Here is an 18,994-nt window from a genome sequence, read left to right on the forward strand (position 1 = left end):
TTTCAGGAAGGTGATTTCATGGTATCCGAGACTTATCCGCGCAATCTCATCGGCTATGGACGCAATACGCCCGATCCGAAATGGCCGGGCGACGCGCGCGTCGCCGTCCAGTTCGTCATCAACTACGAAGAGGGTGGCGAGAGCTGTATCCTCGATGGCGATCCAGCCTCGGAGAACCTGTTGTCGGAGATCGTCGGTGCCGCGGCTTGGCCGAGCCAGCGCAACCTCAACATGGAATCGATCTACGAGTACGGCTCGCGCGCTGGTTTCTGGCGCTTGTGGCGGATGTTTACCGAACTCAAGGTTCAGGCCACGGTTTACGGCGTGACGCTGGCGATGGCGCGCAACCCGGAGGCTGTCGCGGCGATGAAGGAGGCCGGCTGGGAAATCGCCAGCCACGGCTATCGCTGGCTTGAGTACAAGGATTTCCAAGAGGACGTCGAGCGGAAGCACATTCAGGAGGCCGTGCGCCTGCATACCGAGCTTACCGGTGAGCGCCCTTACGGCATGTATCAGGGCAAGCCCTCCGACAACACCTTGCGGCTTGTCATGGAGGAAGGCGGCTTCCTTTATTCCTCTGACTCTTATGCCGACGACTTGCCGTATTGGGTGAGGGGCATCGACGACAATCCGTTCCTGATCATCCCCTATACGCTTGAGACCAACGACATGCGTTTCGCAACGCCGCAGGGCTTCAACTCTGGCGACCAGTTCTTCACCTACCTCAAGGATGCCTTCGATACGCTCTATGAAGAGGGCAAGGCGGGCAGCCCGAAGATGATGTCAGTCGGCCTCCATTGCCGTCTCGTCGGCCGGCCAGGGCGGGCGGCAGCGCTGAAGCGATTCATCGAGTATGTGCTGAAACACGATAAGGTGTGGATCCCGCGCCGTATCGAGATCGCCCAGCATTGGCATGACCACCACAAGCCGGAGGCGATCTGATGCTGTCGCGTGACGAGTTCGTATCGCGTTACGGTGGCGTCTTCGAGCACTCGGCGTTCGTTGCCGAGCGCGCCTATGACGATGGTTTCGTTGGCGACGAGTTGACGGTTGACCGTGTGCATACCGCGCTTGTCGCAATCTTCCGGGCTGCCAGCCCGGAAGAACGGCTGGGTGTGCTGCGGGCCCATCCCGATCTTGCCGGGCGTCTTGCCATAGCAGGTGAACTCACCGAGGACAGCAAGAAGGAACAGGCAGGCGCAGGGCTCGACCGACTGAGTGCGGAGGAACACGCTCGTTTTACCGAGCTCAATACGGCTTATGTCGAGAAGTTCGGCTTCCCCTTCATCATTGCGGTCAAGGGTTTGAATAAGGATGACATCCTGGCGGCCTTTGAAACGCGCATTGACAACACCCGCGACGAGGAGTTCGCAACCGCCACGGCTCAAGTCGAGCGTATTGCTCTGCTGCGTCTGGAAACGATGCTGCCGGGGCGTTGAGATAAGCGTCTCTGCGGCGCTTTTCTCTCGTGCATCCGTGACCTATAGTTGCGCCATGAGACCCTCGGAAGTGCTGGAGAAGAACAGGCAGGCGATCCGCGAAGCGACGAAGCGCTTTAACGCGGCCAACCCGCGCGTCTTCGGTTCGGTGGCGCGCGGTGAAGATCGGCCGGACAGCGACCTGGATATTTTGGTGGATGCGCTGCCGGGAAGTACATTGTTGACGTTGGGCGGCTTGCAGGACGCATTGGAACAGATGATGCTCGGTACGTCCATCCATTTGCTGACACCCGGCGACTTTCCCGAACCCGTGCGGATTCGTGTCCTCTCCGAAGCGAAGCCCATATGAGCGTCGATCGAATCTCCTACCTGCTGGAGCGCATGCGGCAAGCTGCTACCGATGCCCATCAGATGATTGCCGACGTTAGCAAGGAGCACTTTGTGGCTGATCTCATCCTTCAGCGGGCGGTCGGAATGAGCCTCTTGATGGCTTCGGAGATCGCCACGCAGCTGATAAAGATCCATCCCGAGTTTATCGTTGAACACCCGGAGTTTCCTTGGGGCGCGATGCGCGGCATGCGCAATCGTATCGCTCATGGCTATTTCGACATTGATCTCGATAAGGTTTGGGCGACTGCCAAAGACGATGTTCCGGACCTGCTCTACAGGCTCGACCTCGTGCGCAATTGGCGTGCCGAAGGCGAATAACTGCATGTCTCAATTTCTCGATATCCTTCCCCTCACCAAGTCAGCCTTTGCGCCCTTCGGCGATGTCATCGAGGCCGATCCGGCAACGATGCGCTATATCAACAACGGCACAACGGAGCGCTTCCACGCGCTTGCCGTCGCCGAAGCGGCGGGCGAGGGCGCGCGTGTAATTATCAACCTCTTCCGCGGCCAGCCACGGGCCTTTCCCTATGCAATCGGCATGATGGAGCGGCATCCGTTCGGCAGCCAGAGTTTCTCGCCGTTGTCAGGTCGTTCCTACCTTGTCGTCGTCTCTGAGGACGAGGGTGGCAAGCCGGGTCGCCCGCGGGTGTTCCTGGCGCGGGGCGACCAGGGCGTAAACTATCGCCGCAATGTTTGGCATCATCCCTTGATGTCACTCGGCGCAGTCAGCGACTTCATCGTTGTCGACCGAGAAGGACCCGGCAACAATCTGGAAGAATACACCTTCGAAACACCCTTCATCATCAGCGAGCCAAGCCTATGACCGGACTGACCACTCATGTTCTCGATACTGCTTCCGGCAAACCGGCGGAGGGGCTGCGCATTGATCTTTTCCATCTGGACGGAGACGTCCGCCGGCACATCAAGACCGTCGCCACTAATTCCGACGGCCGTGTCGATGGCGGACCGATCTTGGTGGGTGAGAGCTTCAAGGCAGGAACCTACGAACTGCTCTTCCATGCCGGCGACTATCTGCGCGCCGCAGGCATTGCCTTGCCGCACCCTGCCTTTCTGGATCTCGTGCCTATCCGCTTTGGTATCGCCGATGAGACCGCGCATTATCACGTGCCACTGCTGATCTCGCCTTACGGCTACTCGACCTATCGCGGCAGCTAGGCCATGCGGTTTGCGGCGATTGCGGATGTTCACGGCAACCATCTGGCGCTGGAGGCAGTGCTGGCCGACATCGCGGCGCAGGGCATTACCGATATCGTCAACCTTGGCGATTGCTTCAGCGGGCCGCTGACGGCGGGGCGAACCGCAGAAACGTTGCGGGCGCGGAACATGCTGACCGTCCGCGGTAACCATGATCGCTATCTGATCGAACAGTCGCGCGAGGCCATGCATGCGTCGGATGCGGCGGCATTCGATCAATTGACGGCCGAGGACCTGCAGTGGTTGCGCGAGCTGCCGGCGAGTGCTGTCTATCGCGATGAGATCTACCTCTGCCACGCGACGCCGGCTGACGATAACACCTATTGGCTGGAGTCTGTAACAAGCGAAGGTCACCTCTTCCTGAAGCCACTCGCGGAGATCGAGTCGCTCGCGAAAGGTGCGGATTTCCCGTTGATCCTCTGTGGCCACAGTCATGTCCCGCGAAGTGTTCGCCTCACGGACGGCAGGTTGATCGTCAATCCCGGCAGCGTTGGCTGCCCCGCCTATGACGATGACCTGCCGCACTACCACAAGGTCGAGACAGGCCATCCGCTGGCGTCCTACTGCATCCTGGAGAAGGGCGAGACTGGCTGGCTTCCTACCTTCCGTACAGTCGCCTACGACCACATGGCGATGTCGCTCCTCGCAAAACAAAACGCCCGCCCGGAATGGGCAGGCGCGCTCGCGACGGGCTGGTTACCGTAACTCTTTTTTACTGGCGGCCGAGCAGGATCGACGAGTTGACGTCGTTGATGTCTCGCTTTCCGCAAAGCGCCATTGTGACATCCATTTCCTTGCGAAGAATGCTGAGGGCGAGCGTGACCCCGTCCTTGCCCATCGCGCCAAGGCCATAGAGGAAGGGGCGACCAATATAGGTGCCCTTGGCGCCGAGGGCGACGGCCTTCAACACGTCCTGGCCGGAGCGAATGCCACCGTCCAGATGCACTTCGATCTTATGGCCGACGGCGTTGACGATCGGTTCCAGCATGCTGATCGAAGAAGGAGCGCCGTCTAGCTGGCGGCCGCCATGGTTGGAGACGACAATCGCATCGGCACCCGTTTCGGCCGCTGCCTTGGCATCCTCGACGTCGCAGATACCCTTGATGATCAGCGGGCCGCCCCACTGTTCCTTGATCCAGGCGACGTCGGCCCAGGAGAGCTGCGGATCGAACTGTTCTGCTGTCCAGGAGGAGAGCGATGAGAGGTCGGAAACGTTCTTGGCATGGCCAACGATATTGCCGAAGGTGCGGCGCTTCGTCTGCAGCATGTCCAGGCACCAGAACGGGCGCGTCGCCATCTGCCAGATGTGCTTCGGCGTGAATTTCGGCGGGGCCGAAAGGCCGTTGCGCAGGTCCTTGTGGCGCTGGCCGAGGATTTGCAGGTCGGCAGTCAGGACGAGGGCCGAGCACTTCGCCGCCTTCGCGCGGTTGATCAGGTTCAGCACGAAGTCCTTGTCGCGCATCACGTAGAGCTGGAACCAGAAAGGCTTCGTGGTGACCGAGGCGACGTCCTCGATCGAGCAGATGCTCATTGTCGACAGCGTAAAGGGAACGCCGAATTCCTCGGCGGCGCGGGCCGCCAGCATTTCGCCGTCGGCGTGCTGCATCCCCGTCAGACCTGTCGGCGCCAGCGCCACCGGCATCGCCACCTTCTGGCCGATCATCGTGGTCTCAAGCGTCCGGTTGGTCATGTCGACGAGCACGCGCTGGCGCAGCTTGATCTTCGCAAAATCGCTCTCATTCGCCTGATAGGTCGACTCCGTCCAGGCCCCGGAATCCGCATAGTCGAAAAACATCTTCGGGACGCGACGCTGGGCAAGGTTCTTGAGGTCGGCGATCGTGAGAGGAGTGGCCATGGATAAGACTTTCACATCTGAATAACGCCATGGCCCTTAACATGATTTCCGAGGCTTTGTGTATCTCTTTCGTCGCCTATGGGACAAGAATCAGGCTGCCTGCGGCACGTCCCTCTTCGAGGAATTGCTGGGCTTGCGCAGCCTCCTCGAGAGGGTATTCGCGGGCAATGGCCGCAGCGATGCCGGAAGCGAGTATTCTGATCACCTCCTCGGCTGCTGTCCGGTACGCGGGAGTGTCCGTGATGTAGGCCATGATGCTTGGATGCGTCAGTGATTTTCCGGGACGAAGTTCGTCGACAGAGACAGGCGGGATCGGCCCGCCGGCCTGTCCGATCGTCGCCACGACGCCGAACGGACGGACGGACTGGATGGATTTTGCGAGCATGCCGGCGCCGATGCCGTCATACGCGACATCGACGCCGCGATTGCCGGTCACTGCCTTCGCGGCAGCGACGACATCTGCGTCGCGACCGACGATCAGGTGGTCGGCGCCGTAGCTGCGGGCGAGGCCCGCCTTCTCCTCCGAACTCACGGTTCCGAGCACCGTGGCGCCGAGGTGCTTGGCCCATCGCACGAGGATGCTTCCGAGCCCGCCGGCGGCGGCATGGACAAGAACAGTGGTTCCCGGCTCGACACGGTAGGTCTTTGTCAGCAGCATATAGGCTGTCAGTCCCTTCAGCATGGATGACGCTGCAACGTTTGAGGGCACGCTATCTGGCAGGCGAATGGCGCGGACCGCCGGCAAGAGCCTTGTCGCGGCATAGGCGCCGACCGGTGCGCCGGCATAGGCAACGCGATCGCCGCGCTTGAGATCCGCGACCTCGCTTCCGACTGCTTCCACCGTGCCGGCGCCTTCGACGCCGAGTATGGCGGGATAGGCCGGCAGGGCGTAGAGCCCACGTCGGTGGTAGATGTCGAGGAAGTTCATGCCGATGGCGTCGTGGCGTATCCGGATCTCGTTTGCGCCAGGCTCCTGCGGCTGCTGTTCTGATACCTTCAGTTGCTCGATGCCTCCCGGTGCGAGAAGCGTAACGACCTTATCCATGAAAGGTGCTCTCCGATTGCTGCGGCAGCCATCATGGCCCATGGCGTCCTGGTCGAAAATTCCCTATCGTTTCTCATTGAATGGGAAAAAATGAACAATGATCGATTGGGAAAACCTTCGCTATTTCGCGGCGCTCGCTCGCGCCGGAACGTTGCTCGGGGCGGCGCGTGCCCTTGGCGTGGAGCACGCAACAGTTGCCCGTCGTGTTGCCGGGCTCGAGGAACAGATGGGCGTGAAGCTGGTCGACCGGCGTGGCCGCCGCATCGTGCTGACGCTGGAGGGCGAACGGGTCGCCGGTATGGCGGAACGGATGGGTGAGGAGGCGCAGGCCGTCGAACGACTGGGGCTTGCCGCCGGCGCAGCGCTTGCCGGAGAGGTCAGGATCAGCGCACCGCCGACTCTGGCGGTCGCGATGCTGCCGGCGGCCCTTGTTGCCTTGCGAGTCCGCCACCCCGACATCGGTATCACCATCGTCGGCGAGACGCGCTATGCTTCGCTCGACAGGCGAGAGGCGGATATTGCCGTCCGCATGACGAAGCCGGAGCAGGGCAACTTCGTCATCAGCAAGCTTGGCGATGTAAACTTCGGCTTCTATGCCACGGTTGATTATCTGGCCGCGACGCCCGAGACGCAGAGAACCTTCATCGCCTATGATGAAACGATGGCCAGCGCCCCACAGTCGATCCGGCTCGCCGAGGCGACTGTAGGGAGGAAGGTGGCTCTGCGGGCAACGACGCTGGAATTCCAGCTGGCTGCGGCGCGCGCTGGCGGCGGCATCGCCATGCTGCCGAATTTCATGCTGGCGGGTCTTGATGATCTCGTCGAGGCTATTCCTCAGCGGCAGCCGCTGACTCGGGAGCTCTGGCTGGTCGTCCATGCCGACATCCGCAACGTGCCGATCATCCGGGTTGTCATGGAGGCACTGAAGTCGATTCCGTGGTCCGGCTAGCAGCTGCGGGCGTTTCTGTGGGCAATAGCGCAGCGGTTGGGGCTAAGAGGCGGCCCGAAACGGCCGCCCCAATATCAATATTCCTGCCTGGTCGGCCTGAACAGGATTTCGTTCACATCGACATCCTCCGGCTGGCTCATGGCGAAGGCCACCATGCTCGCGAAAGAGTCGGCCGGAATCGCCATTTCGTAGACTTTGCGGACACGCTCGGCGACGTCGGGTTCGGTGATGCTGTCGGGCAATTCGGTCGCAACGGCGCCCGGCGAGATGATCGTCGTGCGGATGTTGTAGGGCTTTACCTCCTGCCGCAGACCTTCGGAAATGACGCGCACGCCGTGCTTGGTCGCGGCATAGACGGCGCCACCCGGATTGACCTTGTGACCGGCCACCGACGAGACGTTGATGACATGGCCGCTCTTCTGCTCCTTCATATGGGGCAGGGCCGCGGCAATACCGTAGAGCACGCCCTTGAGGTTGACATCGATCATCCGGTCCCAATCCTCCACCTTGCCGCGCTCCAGCGGAGAGTGCGGCATCAGGCCGGCATTGTTGATGATGACATCGATGCGGCCATGCAGCCGGACAGCATGGTCGACCAGGCGTTTGACCTGATCGACCTCGGTTACGTCGGTCTCGACGACGGCGTCGCTGCCGAGGCCGAGCTCGTCTGCGATCGCATTCAGCCGGTCGAGACGCCGGGCGCCGAGAACGAGTTTGGCGCCGTCTCGAGCCAGGCGTCTGGCCGCAGCTTCGCCAAGGCCGCTGCTCGCGCCGGTAATCACGACGACCTTGTCCTTGATACCATCAGTCATGACATATCCTTTCCGTTCGCCTGGTCGCCGCTCAGCGGTCGACCCTTGCCTGCAGATGTGCCGGGTAGCGGTCGCCCTCGACATTGATGCCGGCGAGCGCGGTTTCGATAGCGGCAAGATCGTCAGCAGTTAGTTGAACGGCGGCTGCGCCGATGTTCTCTTCCAGCCGATGCATCTTTGTCGTTCCCGGGATCGGAACGATCCAGGGCTTGCGGGCCAGCAGCCAGGCAAGCGCAATCTGTGCTGGCGTCGCCCCCTTGTCGCGGGCGATCTCGCCGAGGCGATCGACGAGCGCCTGATTGGCCTTGCGGGCTTCGGCGGAAAAGCGCGGCACGACGTTGCGGAAGTCCTTGCTGTCGAAGGTGGTCGCCTCGTTGATCGCGCCGGTCAGGAAACCCTTGCCGAGCGGGCTGAAGGGAACGAAGCCGATGCCAAGTTCCTCGAGTGTCGGCAGGATGTCCTGTTCCGGCTCGCGCCACCACAGCGAATATTCGCTCTGCAGGGTGGCGACCGGCTGCACGGCGTGCGCGCGGCGGATCGTTCTGGCACCCGCTTCGGAAAGGCCGAAGTGCTTAACCTTGCCTTCGCCGATGAGGTCCTTGACGGTGCCGGCGACGTCCTCGATCGGCACATCGGGATCGACGCGGTGCTGATAGAAGAGGTCGATCACGTCGGTGTTGAGGCGCTTCAGCGCCGCGTCGGCAACCTCCCTGATATGGGTGGGGCGGCTGTTCATACCGCTCTGGCCACCATCAGGACCGAAGTTGAAGCCGAACTTGGTGGCGATGACGACCTTGTCGCGGAACGGCGCGAGCGCCTCGCCGAGCAGGGTTTCGTTCTTGTAGGGACCATAGGCTTCCGCGGTGTCGAAGAAGGTGACGCCGCGTTCGAAGGCGGCGCGGATCAACTTGATTGCGTCCGCAGTGTCGGTTGCGGGGCCGTAGCCGTAGCTCAGGCCCATGCATCCGAGGCCGAGGGCGGATACTTCGAGGCCGCTTTTTCCGAGTGTGCGCTTTTGCATGGAATATTCCTTTCCTAGCCCTGATATTGTTCGTCCGTGACCTTTTCCATCCAGTCGACCACCTTGCCGTCGAGGGCTTCGGCGATCGCGATGTGGGTCATTGCAGTTGTTGCGGATGCACCGTGCCAGTGCTTCTCGCCCGGTTCGAACCAGATGATGTCGCCTGCGCGGATTTCTTCGACAGGTCCGCCGTCACGCTGTGCGCGACCGGTGCCGGAGAGGACGATCAGCGTCTGACCGAGCGGATGGGTGTGCCAGGCGGTGCGGGCGCTGGGTTCGAAGGTCACCGTTGCGCCGCCGACGCGTGCTGGCGCCGCTCCGCTGAACGGCGCGTCGATGCGGACCGTTCCGGTGAAATAGTCCGCCGGTCCCTTGGCGGATGGATCGGAGCCGTTTCGCTTGATTTGCATCTTTCGTCCTTTCGTGAGTTCAGGAGCGTGCTGCTCGGCTGACGTTCGGAAGAAGATCTAGTGCGGATGCTTTCCTGCGATTAGATGGTATAAACGGCATAAGCTTATGAGTGAGATTCATGAATGACGCGGCAATCGATCAATGACCTCATCGCCTTTCTGGCCGTGGCCCGGGAGAGAAGCTTCACGAAGGCCGCGGCCAAGCTCGGGGTGTCGCAATCCGCACTCAGCCATACGATCCGTGGCCTCGAAACACGCCTCGGTCTTCGACTGCTGACGCGCACGACGCGCAGCGTGTCGCCGACCGAGGCAGGCGAGCGGCTGCTGGGTTCGATCGGGCCGCGTTTCGACGAGATCGAGAGTGAGCTCGCAGCGCTCAGCGAATTTCGCGAGAAGCCGGCGGGTACGATCCGCATCACGGCGGGAGAGCATGCCGCCGACGCTATCCTCTGGCCGGCGCTGGAAAAGCTGCTGCCTGATTATCCAGATATCAATGTCGAGATCATCGTCGACTACGGGCTGACCGACATTGTCGCCGAGCGCTATGACGCCGGTGTTCGGCTCGGCGAGCAGGTGGCGAAGGACATGATCGCCGTGCGCATCGGGCCTGATATGCGGATGGCTGTTGTCGGAGCGCCTGCCTATTTCGAGCGACGGACGAAGCCGCAGGCGCCTGCCGAGCTCACAGACCACAACTGCATCAACTTGCGCTTGCCGACCTATGGCGGGGTCTATGCCTGGGAGTTCGAGAAGGACGGACGCGAGGTAAAGGTGCGCGTGGAGGGGCAGCTGGTGTTCAACAATGCCCAGCTACGGCTGAACGCAGCGCTTTCGGGGCTTGGTCTGGCGTTCGTGCCGGAGGCGCTGGTGCGGCAGCCTCTGTCCGATGGGCGGCTTGTTCGCGTGCTTGAGGATTGGTGCGCGCCTTTTCCTGGATATCATCTTTATTATCCAAGCCGCCGGCAGACGTCTCCGGCCTTCGCCCTGTTGGTCAACGCGCTTCGCTACCGGGGGTGAGGCACACCAAATCCGCCCGCTGGTTGCGGGCAGATGCCGAGCTCAACGGGCAGATCTCAGATCGCGCTCTTGGCCGCAACTCCTGCCACGTAAGTCTCCACAATCGCGCGGTCGTCGCCCATGGTCTGCAGCAGGAAGAGCTCTTCCGGCAGCGTCTTCACGACTTCCATCTTTAGCGCCATGGCGGGCGTCGCGGCGGCATTGAGGACAACGATATCGGCGTCGGAGCCGACATCGAGCGTACCGATCCGGTCGGCAAGCGACAGCGATCGGGCGTTGCCCAATGTCATGTGGTAGTAGCTCTCCAGCGGGTTCAGGCGTTCGCCGAGCAACTGCTGGATCTTGTAGGCCTCGTCCATCGTACGCAGCATCGAATAGCTGGAGCCGCCGCCGATATCGGTGGCGACGCCGATGCGCACCGGCTTCTCGCGGCGACCGAGCGCCTTTAAGGGGAAGAGACCGGAACCGAGGAAGAGGTTCGATGTCGGGCAATGCACCGCGACCGAGCCTGCTTCGCTCATCGCATCCGCCTCGCGATCGGAAAGATGGATGCAGTGACCGAAGAGCGTCTTGTCGCCCAGCAGGCCGTAGCGGGCATAGATGTCGGTGTAGTCGATCGCCTCGGGATAGAGCTCGCAGGTGAACTTGATCTCGTCGTGGTTCTCGGAGAGATGCGTCTGGATATGCAGGTCGGGAAACTCGCGGGCGAGCGCCTGGGTGGCTTCCATCTGCGCCGGCGTCGAGGTGATGGCGAAGCGCGGGGTGATGGCGACGTGGTTGCGGCCCTTCCCTTGCCATTCGGCGATGATCTGGCGGGTCTCGTCGTAACCCATCTGTGGGGTATCGAGCAGGCCCTGCGGGGCATTGCGGTCCATCATCACCTTGCCGCCGACCATGCGCATGTTGCGTTTCAGCGCTTCGGCGAAGAAGGCGTCGGCGGAGGTCTTGTGCACCGAGCAGTAGGCAACGGCCGTCGTCGTGCCGTGGCGCACGAGTTCGTCGTAGAAATGCCCGGCTATCCGCTCGGCATGCGCGCTTTCAACGAAGCGGCATTCCTCCGGGAAGGTATAGGTGTTCAGCCACTCCAGCAGGTTTGCCGCGTATGAGGCGATCACCTGCATCTGCGGGAAGTGCAGATGCATGTCGATGAAGCCAGGCATGATCAGATGGGGGCGATGGTCAATGGTCACCGCATCGGAGGGAGCTTCCGCACCGACCTTTTCATAGGTGCCGCTGGCAACGATCAGGCCGTCCTTGATCAGCAGGGCGCCGTCGCTTTCGTAGAGATAGCTTCCGGTATCGCCAAGATCATCAGGGGCACGCAGGAAGGAAAGCAGCCGGCCGCGGAGAAGTGTGTGTGTCATGGCGTTCTGCCTCTATCGATTGTCTTGTTGTCGCGGCGTTCGCGTCAGGGCGCCGGCTGGGCGGCGATGGCCGCCGGCATGGCGGCGCAGCCGTACATGGTCTTGTTCTCGAATACCAGAACCGCGCGCAGCGTGTAGTGGCGATCGGACATGCCGTCCGAGCAGTCCCCCTTGGTCAGCGTCAGCTTGAAGGGCGTCGGTCCGTCGGCAATCGTCCAGGTGGCATGATCGTTTTCGATGACCGGGCCCGGGTTAGGGCTCTCGGCGTCCTCGACACCCGGGCGGCTGAAGGTAAGACCGTCGGCGCGGATTTTGATCGCCCAGAAGGGTTCCGTGCCGAGTGCATTGAGGTCACCGGCAAAATCGCCTGAAGCTGCTGTCGGACTGGCCTTCGTCGTCGCATCGGCGCCGCTCTCGCCGCAGGCGGTCAGGGTGGAGGCGAGGAGTATGACGCGAAAGGCGACTGATATCATTCCTGTTTGCCTTCGACAGCGCTTTCAAACCAGGCGACCAGCAGCTTGCGCTCGTCCGGGGTGATGTCGGTCACGTTGCCGGGCGGCATGGCGTGGCTGCGGCCCGCCTGTATATAGATCTCGCGCGCATGGGCGGCAATTTCCGCGTCGGTTTCAAGCACGACGTCCTTCGGCGGTCGCGCCAGCCCCTCATAGACGGGCTCGGCGGCATGGCACATGGAACAGCGCGTGCCGACGAGCTGCTTGACCGCGGGGAAATGCGCGTCGCCGGCGAATTGCTGGAACGCGGGCGCAACGGCCTGCGCGTCCTTTTCACCGGTCAGCACCTTCGGCACTGTGGAGAGCCACATGATCAGGATGAAGAGGATGACTGTGACGATCCAGGTCCACGTCGGGCGGCCCTTGCGGGCATGCGTCGTGTTGAACCAGTGGCGGATGGTGACGCCCATCAGGAAAACGAGGGCCGCGATCACCCAGTTGTAGGCGGTGCCGAAGGCCAGCGGATAGTGGTTTGACAGCATGAAGAAGATGACGGGTAGCGTCAGGTAGTTGTTGTGGAGCGAGCGCTGCTTGGCGATCGCACCGTATTTCGCATCAGGCGTGCGTCCGGCGATCAGGTCGGCGACGACGATCTTCTGGTTTGGGATGATGATCATGAAGACGTTGGCCGACATGATCGTCGCCGTGAAGGCGCCGAGATGCAGGAAGGCGGCACGGCCGGTGAAAAGCTGCGTGTAGCCCCAGGCCATGAAGACCAGCACGGCGTAGAGGACCGCCATCAGGCCCCAGGTGTTCTTGCCGAGCGGCGATTTGCACAAGAGGTCGTAGACAATCCAGCCGACGGCCAGCGAGGCGAGCGAGATCAGGATCGCCACCGGCGCGCTGATATCAAGCACATGACGGTCGATCAGGAAGAGATCGGCGCCGCCGTAATACACGATACAGAGCATCAGGAAGCCGGAGAGCCAGGTGAAGTAGCTCTCGTATTTGAACCAGGTCAGGTGCTCGGGCATCTGTGCCGGAGCCACGAGATACTTCTGGATATGGTAGAAGCCGCCGCCGTGAACCTGCCACTCCTCGCCATAGGCGCCCGGCGGAAGATGCGGGCGCTTCACCAGACCGAGGTCGAGCGCAATGAAATAAAAAGACGAGCCGATCCAGGCAATCGCGGTAATGACGTGGAACCAGCGGGCCGCAAAGGCCAACCATTCCCACGCGATGGCATATTCATACATTGAGTTCCCCTGTTCTTCCTCCGATTCAACACCATGCAAAATGTTGAGGCCGCAGGGAAGGGGATAAGACGCTGGACACCGCCGAGAAAAGTTCGGCCAGCCAACATCTCGACGTTTTTGCATTGGATGCTCAGTGAACGGCGATGATCCGCAGATCAGCGGAGCAAAGCGGCGTGTGCCGTTTCAAAACACGCGCAGTGGTGAATCGCCTGGGAATGCGCGGCTCGTTGACGCCGCTTCGCAGCATGAAACGTGGCTTGAAATGTAACGGTTCGATTACAGTTTCATTTTTGAGGCTGCCCCGGATGACGTGGAGACCGCTTCATTCCGGCGGCGCATTCATCGACGGAGAAGATGCCCATGCGCAGCATTCTTGTGTGTGTGATGATTGCTTTCGCGTCCTGCGCCTACGCCCACGACGCACCTTCCGGCTGGAGCTATGAACCTTTCTGCTGCAATGGCGACAGCGAGACTGGAGATTGCCAGATGATCCCGCCGAAGAGTGTGGCGATCACGCCGAACGGTTACCGGGTGACGCTACTTCCGGGCGACCATAGGCTGGTTACACGCGCCCACATCTTTCTGCTGCCGATAACCAGGGCAATGCGCTCCGGTGACGGTGACTACCATCTCTGCCTGTTTCCCAACGAGGATACGCCGCGCTGCTTCTATGCCCCACAGATGGGCTACTAGCTGGAGGAGGGGCCGGCGACGTTCATCTCCTCGAGAATCCAGTTTCGGAATGCCTTGATTTTAGGAACGTTGCGGCGGCTTTCCGGATAGGCCAGCCAGTAGCCGCGACCGTCAGTGCATTGAAGCTCGAATGGGCGGATCAGCTTCCCGCTCGCAAGCTCTTCCGGATAGAAGTCAGGCGTGAGGATCGCGACGCCCTGGCCGGCGACGGCAGCCGCGGCCTCGAAGGCCTGGGCGCCATAATAGCTCGGGCTTCTCTTCTCGAGGCTGGGAATCGGCACACCTGCCGCTTCGAGCCATTGGTGCCACCAAGGATCGGTGAGATCGAAAATCCGAAGCTTCAGGAGGTCGGCAGGCTCATGAATGCCGCCGACACTGTCCGCTAGCGCCGGGCTCAGCATGGGCGTGAAATAGACGTCCATCAGTTTGTCCGCCCGCAGACCTGGCCACTCTCCCGTGCCTGAGCGTATACCGACATCGACCGCTTCGCGGCCTAAATCGAGCAGCGCATCCGAGGTGCTGAGCCGCACCGCGATGTTCGGATTGGCAAGCTGAAAATTGCCAAGCTTACGCGCGAGCCATTGGGACGCGAATGTCGCCAAACAGGTAATCTGCAGCGTTACCTCTGTTTCTCCCCGCGCTTCCGCCATGGCGAGTTGCAGCATTTCGAACGCTTCGGTGACCTGTGGCGCGAGCCGCTCGCCGGTCTCGGTCAGGCTGATTTGACGGGGGAGGCGCAGAAAGAGTGGCTCGCCCACGTTCTCTTCCAGCAGCTTTACCTGATAGCTGACCGCTGTCTGCGTCATGCCGAGCTCTTCACCAGCCTTGGTGAAACTACCGAGCCGCGCGACCGCTTCAAAGACCCGAAGTGCGTTCAGCGGAAACTGCCTCGACATTTTCATGGATAAGTTCTCTTTATGGATCAAAGCAATCGTTCGATTGGAATTGCAGCATTTATTGGCGCAGTCTGCAACCCAATGGATCAGATTGTCGAGGTGATGTCATGGATTGCGCGGTTATCGAACGGGAGAGCCAAGCAAGGGCTGTCGAGACTTCAAGCTGGCTCTCCAGCCTTGGCCGGAGGCTGCTGCGCAGGCTTTCAGGATCGGACAGGCTGGAACTCGAGGGCATGCCGGATCGCGTTCAGCGCGACCTCGGCTTCAAGGACGGGCGCGAGCCGCGTTATGACCGGGAGTTTTGGCGCTAGGTTCGTGAAATTTGAGTGGCGGTGCCAGAGTGCCGCCACTTCAGCCTATGCCTTCTTCATTCTCTCGACGGCCATCAACACGCGCTCTGGCGTAGCCGGCGCGTCGAGGCGGGGGCAAACCCTGTAGTTGGCAATACTGGCGACAGCCATCGAGAGCGCCTCCAGCACCGAAATCGCCAACATGAAGGGTGGCTCGCCCACTGCCTTGGAACGGCCGATGGTCGCCTCCGTGTTCTCTGACCATTCGGCAAGCCGCACATTGAAGATCTTCGGGCGATCGGAGGCGAGCGGGATCTTGTAGGTCGACGGCGCGTGCGTGCGCAGCCGGCCCTTGTCGTCCCACCAGAGTTCTTCTGTTGTCAGCCAGCCCATGCCTTGAACGAACGCGCCCTCCACTTGGCCGATATCAATTACCGGGTTCAGCGAGCGGCCGACATCATGCAGGATATCGGTGCGTTCCATCAGATATTCGCCCGTCAGCGTATCGATCGAAACTTCCGAGCAGGCGGCGCCGTAAGAATAATAGTAAAACGGTGTGCCGCGGCCGGCGGCGCGATCCCAATGGATCTTCGGGGTCTTGTAGAATCCGGCAGCAGAAAGCTGCACACGGGCGAAGTAGGCCTGCTTGACGAAGTCCGGGAACGGGAACTCCTTGTCGCCGACTCGCACCCGGTTTGGTAGAAAGACCACATCCGTCGGAGGCACGGCCCACTTCTCGGCGGCAAATGCGACCAGTCGTTCCTTGATCTGGCGAGCGGCGTCATAGGCTGCCATGCCGTTCAGGTCCGATCCGGACGATGCAGCGGTGGCCGAGGTGTTGGGCACCTTGCCTGTCGTCGTCGCCGTGATCTTCACCCGCTCGATGTCGACCTGGAAACTGTCGGCCAGCACCTGCGCCACCTTGGTATAGAGCCCCTGGCCCATCTCGGTGCCGCCGTGGTTCAGGTGGATCGAGCCATCCTGATAGATATGCACGAGGGCGCCGGCCTGGTTGAAAGCCGTCAAGGTAAAGGAGATGCCGAACTTCACCGGTGTCAGCGCAATGCCCTTGCGGATGAAACGGTTGTTGCGATTGAACTCGACGATTGCGTTGCGGCGCGCCTGATAGTCGGCACTTTGCTCAAGCTCATCGACGATTCGGCCGATGATGTTGCCCTCGACCTCCTGGTGGTAAGGCGTAAGCGTACGGCCGGAGCCGGGCTGTCCGTAGAAGTTCAGCTTGCGCACTTCCAATGGATCCTTGCCGACGGCGTATGCGATCTCCTCGATGAAGCGCTCGCCACCTAACATCCCCTGTGGGCCACCAAAACCCCGGAAGGCAGTGTTGGAGACGGTATGCGTCTTCAACGGCTTCGAGGTCAGATGGACGTGCGGGTAGAAGTAGCTGGAATCCGCATGGAAGAGCGCGCGGTCCGTCACCGGGCCGGACAGGTCGGAGGAGAAGCCGCAGCGTGCCGCATAGGTGGCATCGACCGCGTGGATGCGGCCGTCGCCATCAAAGCCGAGTTCGTAGTCGACAAGAAAATCGTGGCGCTTGCCGGTGGCGGCCATGTCCTCATCGCGGTCGGGGCGAAATTTGATGGCGCGCTTAAGTTTCTTGGCGGCAATGGCAGCGAGCGCCGCGAATTGGTTGCCCTGCGTTTCCTTGCCGCCAAAGCCGCCGCCCATACGGCGGACGTTCACGGTCACCGCGTTCGACGGGATATCAAGAACGTGGCCGACGATATGCTGGATCTCGCTCGGATGCTGGGTCGACGACCAGACTGTAATGTCGTCGTCTTCGCCAGGAATCGCCATGGCGATATGGCTTTCGAGATAGAAGTGTTCCTGGCTGCCGATTCGCATCTGGCCCGTCAGGCGTCGGGGAGCGCTTGCCAATTCCGCCTTCGCGTCGCCGCGCTGCAAAGTCATCGGCGTGATGACAAGCGGGCCGCCGTTGGCGAGTGCGCCGTCGATATCGCTCCAGTGCGGCAAGTCGCGATACTCAACTTTCGCCTTGCGGGCGGCCCGGCGAGCAATCTCGCGCGTTTCGGCAATGACGGCAAAAATCGGCTGATTGTGGAACTCGACCTTCTTCTCGGCGAGCAACGGTTCGTCGTGGCTGCCATTGGAACTGACGTCGTTGATGCCTGGAACGTCCTTGCCAGTGAACACCCAGATGACGCCGGGCGTCGCTTCGACCTCCGAGAGGTCCATGCTGACGATCTCGGCGTGCGCCCGGTCGGAGAGGCCCAAAGCGCCGTGCAGCAGGTCGACAGGCTCCGGAAGGTCGTCGATGTAGGCAGCCGATCCGGTGACATGCTTGTGCGCGGAATCGTGGCGCTGTGCGTCGTGCATCGCACCGTTGATGATGAATTTGGGATCGGCGAAGGTCGACTTGTCCATTACGCGACCTCCTCGAAGCGGTGGAGCTCGGCCGGTGTGCCTGACGTTTCCAGGAGGAAGCGCATCAGCAGGTTCTTTGCCGTCAGTTGGCGATATTCGGCCGTCGCACGCCAGTCGGTCAGGGGCTGGAAATCGGCATCGAACTCCGCGCGCACTGATTCGATGGTCGCTTCATTCCAAGGCTTGCCCATGAGGGCGTTCTCGACATGGCGAGCGCGCTTCGGTGTTGCGGCCATGCCGCCGAAGGCGATGCGGATGTCGTTGACGTCTCCCTCCGCATCCAAGGTCAGATAGAAGGCGCCGAGGACTGCGGTAATGTCCTCGTCGCGGCGCTTGCTGATCTTGTAGACGGCGAATTGGGTATCCTCGGCGGGATAGGGTACGAAGATGCTTTCGACAAATTCACCGGGGCGGCGATCCTGCTTGCCGTAATCAATGAAGAAATCCTCGAGTCGCAGCATTCGGGTTCCGGCCAGCGAGCGTAGCTTGACGGTTGCGCCCAAGGCAATCAGCGGCGGTGGCGTGTCCCCGATTGGCGAGCCGTTCGCGATATTGCCACCGATCGTGCCCATGTTGCGGACCTGATCACCGCCGATGCGGTTGATAAGCCGACCGAGCGTCGGCACCTTGCTGGCGATAATCTCGAAGGCGCGGCTGTAGGTGACGCCAGCGCCGATCGTGAAGCCGCCTTCGCCCGCTGTGATGGACTGGAGATCAGTCAGGTGATTGATGAAGACGACCGGGTTCAGGGCACGCATCTGCTTCGTCACCCAGAGCCCCACATCGGTCGATCCCGCGACGATGGTGGCCGCCGGCTCGTCTGCCAGCACGCGCGCCAGCGCATCCAGCGAGCCCGGCAGGATCAGGCGACCCTCTGCGGTCGTGATCGAGATGGTCTGGCTGTTCCGCATCGCCCAGAGACGCGAGATGATCTCGGAGCGGGTTTTCTCGAGCGGATCGAAGAGCGCGCTAGGGCGCGTTTGGCTAACCTGCTCGGCAGCCTTCACGATCGGCTCATAACCGGTGCAACGACAGAGATTGCCTTGCAGGGCCTTTTCGATGTCGGCTCGGCTCGGCTTGTCGTTGGAAAGCCAGAGGCCGTACATCGACATGACGAAACCGGGCGTGCAGAAGCCGCATTGCGAGCCATGGCAATCGACCAGCGCCTGTTGCACCGGATGCAACGTTCCATCGCTGGCGGCCAGATGCTCGACGGTGACGACATGGGTGGCGTTGAGCGACCCCATGAAGCGAATGCAGGCATTGACGGACTCATAGTAGAGCTTGCCGTCGATCAGCCGTCCGACGAGAACGGTACAGGCGCCGCAGTCACCTTCCGCGCATCCTTCCTTGGTGCCGGTCAACCGGCGCTTCAACCGAAGATAATCGAGAAGCGTCTCAGTCGGCCGGACGTCTCCAAGCGTGACGTCCTCGCCATTCAGGATGAAGCGGATGCTGTCGTTCATGTCGTTCCCTGGTTTTTA

The 18,994-nt window shown here is 61.4% G+C and carries 22 protein-coding genes; 11 read left to right on the forward strand and 11 right to left on the reverse strand.

All coding sequences use genetic code 11. The features are described from left to right. Window positions 1-18 precede the first annotated feature (18 nt). Genes puuE through JNB88_RS16405 form a run of 7 tightly spaced genes read left to right on the forward strand, consistent with a single transcriptional unit; the run spans window position 19 to window position 3,749 of the window. Window positions 19-942 carry an allantoinase PuuE gene (gene puuE / locus JNB88_RS16375; protein WP_220356371.1) on the forward strand — a complete coding sequence of 308 codons (924 nt, stop codon included), beginning with the start codon at window positions 19-21 and terminating at the stop codon, window positions 940-942. Next, entirely contained in the window at window positions 942-1,439 is a 498-nt protein-coding gene (uraD, locus tag JNB88_RS16380; RefSeq protein WP_220356372.1) for a 2-oxo-4-hydroxy-4-carboxy-5-ureidoimidazoline decarboxylase, read from the forward strand. The genes puuE and uraD overlap by 1 nt, the downstream gene beginning before the upstream one ends. 55 nt (window positions 1,440-1,494) lie before the next feature. Continuing rightward, window positions 1,495-1,788, forward strand: a complete 294-nt coding sequence (locus JNB88_RS16385) for a nucleotidyltransferase family protein (RefSeq protein WP_037132524.1) — start codon at window positions 1,495-1,497, stop codon at window positions 1,786-1,788. Further along, window positions 1,785-2,147 carry a HepT-like ribonuclease domain-containing protein gene (locus JNB88_RS16390; RefSeq protein WP_037132528.1) on the forward strand — a complete coding sequence of 121 codons (363 nt, stop codon included), beginning with the start codon at window positions 1,785-1,787 and terminating at the stop codon, window positions 2,145-2,147. Before JNB88_RS16385 ends, JNB88_RS16390 begins: the two co-directional genes overlap by 4 nt. Before the next feature lie 4 nt (window positions 2,148-2,151). Continuing rightward, window positions 2,152-2,652: an ureidoglycolate lyase gene (locus tag JNB88_RS16395; protein ID WP_220356373.1), complete on the forward strand. Its 501-nt coding sequence runs from the start codon at window positions 2,152-2,154 to the stop codon at window positions 2,650-2,652. Continuing rightward, complete coding sequence (uraH, locus tag JNB88_RS16400) at window positions 2,649-3,005, forward strand: hydroxyisourate hydrolase (RefSeq protein ID WP_220356374.1); 357 nt, start codon at window positions 2,649-2,651, stop codon at window positions 3,003-3,005. The genes JNB88_RS16395 and uraH overlap by 4 nt, the downstream gene beginning before the upstream one ends. A 3-nt stretch (window positions 3,006-3,008) precedes the next feature. Beyond that, entirely contained in the window at window positions 3,009-3,749 is a 741-nt protein-coding gene (locus JNB88_RS16405; protein WP_220356375.1) for a metallophosphoesterase family protein, read from the forward strand. 7 nt (window positions 3,750-3,756) lie between these two features. Here JNB88_RS16405 and JNB88_RS16410 read toward each other — a convergent pair whose 3' ends face one another. Together JNB88_RS16410 and JNB88_RS16415 are read right to left on the reverse strand one after the other, a co-directional pair. Then, window positions 3,757-4,899, reverse strand: a complete 1,143-nt coding sequence (locus JNB88_RS16410; RefSeq protein ID WP_220356376.1) for an alpha-hydroxy acid oxidase — start codon at window positions 4,897-4,899, stop codon at window positions 3,757-3,759. A 76-nt stretch (window positions 4,900-4,975) separates the two neighbouring features. Further along, window positions 4,976-5,944, reverse strand: coding sequence for a quinone oxidoreductase family protein (locus JNB88_RS16415; protein WP_220356377.1), 969 nt, complete (start codon window positions 5,942-5,944; stop codon window positions 4,976-4,978). A gap of 97 nt (window positions 5,945-6,041) precedes the next feature. On the opposite strand from JNB88_RS16415, the gene JNB88_RS16420 reads away from it, so the two are divergent. Then, window positions 6,042-6,893: a LysR family transcriptional regulator gene (locus tag JNB88_RS16420; RefSeq protein ID WP_220356378.1), complete on the forward strand. Its 852-nt coding sequence runs from the start codon at window positions 6,042-6,044 to the stop codon at window positions 6,891-6,893. Between the two features lie 74 nt (window positions 6,894-6,967). Here the strand turns inward: JNB88_RS16420 and JNB88_RS16425 are convergent, their stop codons facing one another. The 3 genes from JNB88_RS16425 to JNB88_RS16435 are packed head-to-tail and all read right to left on the reverse strand — an operon-like array spanning window position 6,968 to window position 9,136. Further along, window positions 6,968-7,705: an SDR family oxidoreductase gene (locus tag JNB88_RS16425; protein ID WP_220356379.1), complete on the reverse strand. Its 738-nt coding sequence runs from the start codon at window positions 7,703-7,705 to the stop codon at window positions 6,968-6,970. A 31-nt stretch (window positions 7,706-7,736) separates the two neighbouring features. Continuing rightward, window positions 7,737-8,726, reverse strand: a complete 990-nt coding sequence (locus tag JNB88_RS16430; RefSeq protein ID WP_220356380.1) for an aldo/keto reductase — start codon at window positions 8,724-8,726, stop codon at window positions 7,737-7,739. A gap of 14 nt (window positions 8,727-8,740) precedes the next feature. Further along, window positions 8,741-9,136, reverse strand: a complete 396-nt coding sequence (locus JNB88_RS16435; RefSeq protein WP_220356381.1) for a (R)-mandelonitrile lyase — start codon at window positions 9,134-9,136, stop codon at window positions 8,741-8,743. A 123-nt stretch (window positions 9,137-9,259) separates the two neighbouring features. Here JNB88_RS16435 and JNB88_RS16440 point away from each other — a divergent pair, with 123 nt between their 5' ends. Further along, window positions 9,260-10,153, forward strand: a complete 894-nt coding sequence (locus JNB88_RS16440; RefSeq protein WP_220356382.1) for a LysR family transcriptional regulator — start codon at window positions 9,260-9,262, stop codon at window positions 10,151-10,153. Between the two features lie 56 nt (window positions 10,154-10,209). On the opposite strand, the gene guaD is transcribed toward JNB88_RS16440, so the two are convergent. The 3 genes from guaD to puuD are packed head-to-tail and all read right to left on the reverse strand — an operon-like array spanning window position 10,210 to window position 13,225. After that, a complete protein-coding gene (gene guaD, locus JNB88_RS16445) occupies window positions 10,210-11,517 on the reverse strand; it encodes a guanine deaminase (protein ID WP_220356383.1) in 1,308 nt (435 codons plus the stop codon). A gap of 44 nt (window positions 11,518-11,561) precedes the next feature. Then, window positions 11,562-11,990 (reverse strand): COG3650 family protein, encoded by a 429-nt coding sequence (locus JNB88_RS16450; RefSeq protein WP_220356384.1) that lies wholly within the window; start codon window positions 11,988-11,990, stop codon window positions 11,562-11,564. Next, complete coding sequence (gene puuD / locus JNB88_RS16455; protein ID WP_220356385.1) at window positions 11,987-13,225, reverse strand: urate hydroxylase PuuD; 1,239 nt, start codon at window positions 13,223-13,225, stop codon at window positions 11,987-11,989. Before puuD ends, JNB88_RS16450 begins: the two co-directional genes overlap by 4 nt. Window positions 13,226-13,585: 360 nt before the next feature. Between puuD and JNB88_RS16460 the strand changes: the two genes are divergently transcribed. Then, complete coding sequence (locus JNB88_RS16460; protein WP_037132561.1) at window positions 13,586-13,918, forward strand: hypothetical protein; 333 nt, start codon at window positions 13,586-13,588, stop codon at window positions 13,916-13,918. Here JNB88_RS16460 and JNB88_RS16465 read toward each other — a convergent pair. Then, the gene (locus JNB88_RS16465) at window positions 13,915-14,820 is read right to left on the reverse strand and encodes a LysR substrate-binding domain-containing protein (RefSeq protein ID WP_220356386.1); all 906 of its coding nucleotides are present in this window, start codon (window positions 14,818-14,820) and stop codon (window positions 13,915-13,917) included. The genes JNB88_RS16460 and JNB88_RS16465 overlap by 4 nt on opposite strands. A 101-nt stretch (window positions 14,821-14,921) precedes the next feature. On the opposite strand from JNB88_RS16465, the gene JNB88_RS16470 reads away from it, so the two are divergent. Next, window positions 14,922-15,125 carry a hypothetical protein gene (locus JNB88_RS16470; RefSeq protein ID WP_220356387.1) on the forward strand — a complete coding sequence of 68 codons (204 nt, stop codon included), beginning with the start codon at window positions 14,922-14,924 and terminating at the stop codon, window positions 15,123-15,125. Window positions 15,126-15,170: 45 nt separating this feature from the next. Here the strand turns inward: JNB88_RS16470 and xdhB are convergent, their stop codons facing one another. Both xdhB and xdhA read right to left on the reverse strand, forming a co-directional pair. Further along, window positions 15,171-17,510 carry a xanthine dehydrogenase molybdopterin binding subunit gene (gene xdhB / locus JNB88_RS16475; protein ID WP_220356388.1) on the reverse strand — a complete coding sequence of 780 codons (2,340 nt, stop codon included), beginning with the start codon at window positions 17,508-17,510 and terminating at the stop codon, window positions 15,171-15,173. After that, complete coding sequence (xdhA, locus tag JNB88_RS16480) at window positions 17,510-18,976, reverse strand: xanthine dehydrogenase small subunit (protein ID WP_220356389.1); 1,467 nt, start codon at window positions 18,974-18,976, stop codon at window positions 17,510-17,512. Before xdhA ends, xdhB begins: the two co-directional genes overlap by 1 nt. Between the last annotated feature and the right edge of the window lie 18 nt (window positions 18,977-18,994).

Origin of the sequence: Rhizobium cauense (assembly GCF_019511525.1) — a bacterium.
In the GTDB taxonomy this organism is placed as follows: Bacteria; Pseudomonadota; Alphaproteobacteria; order Rhizobiales; family Rhizobiaceae; genus Rhizobium; species Rhizobium cauense.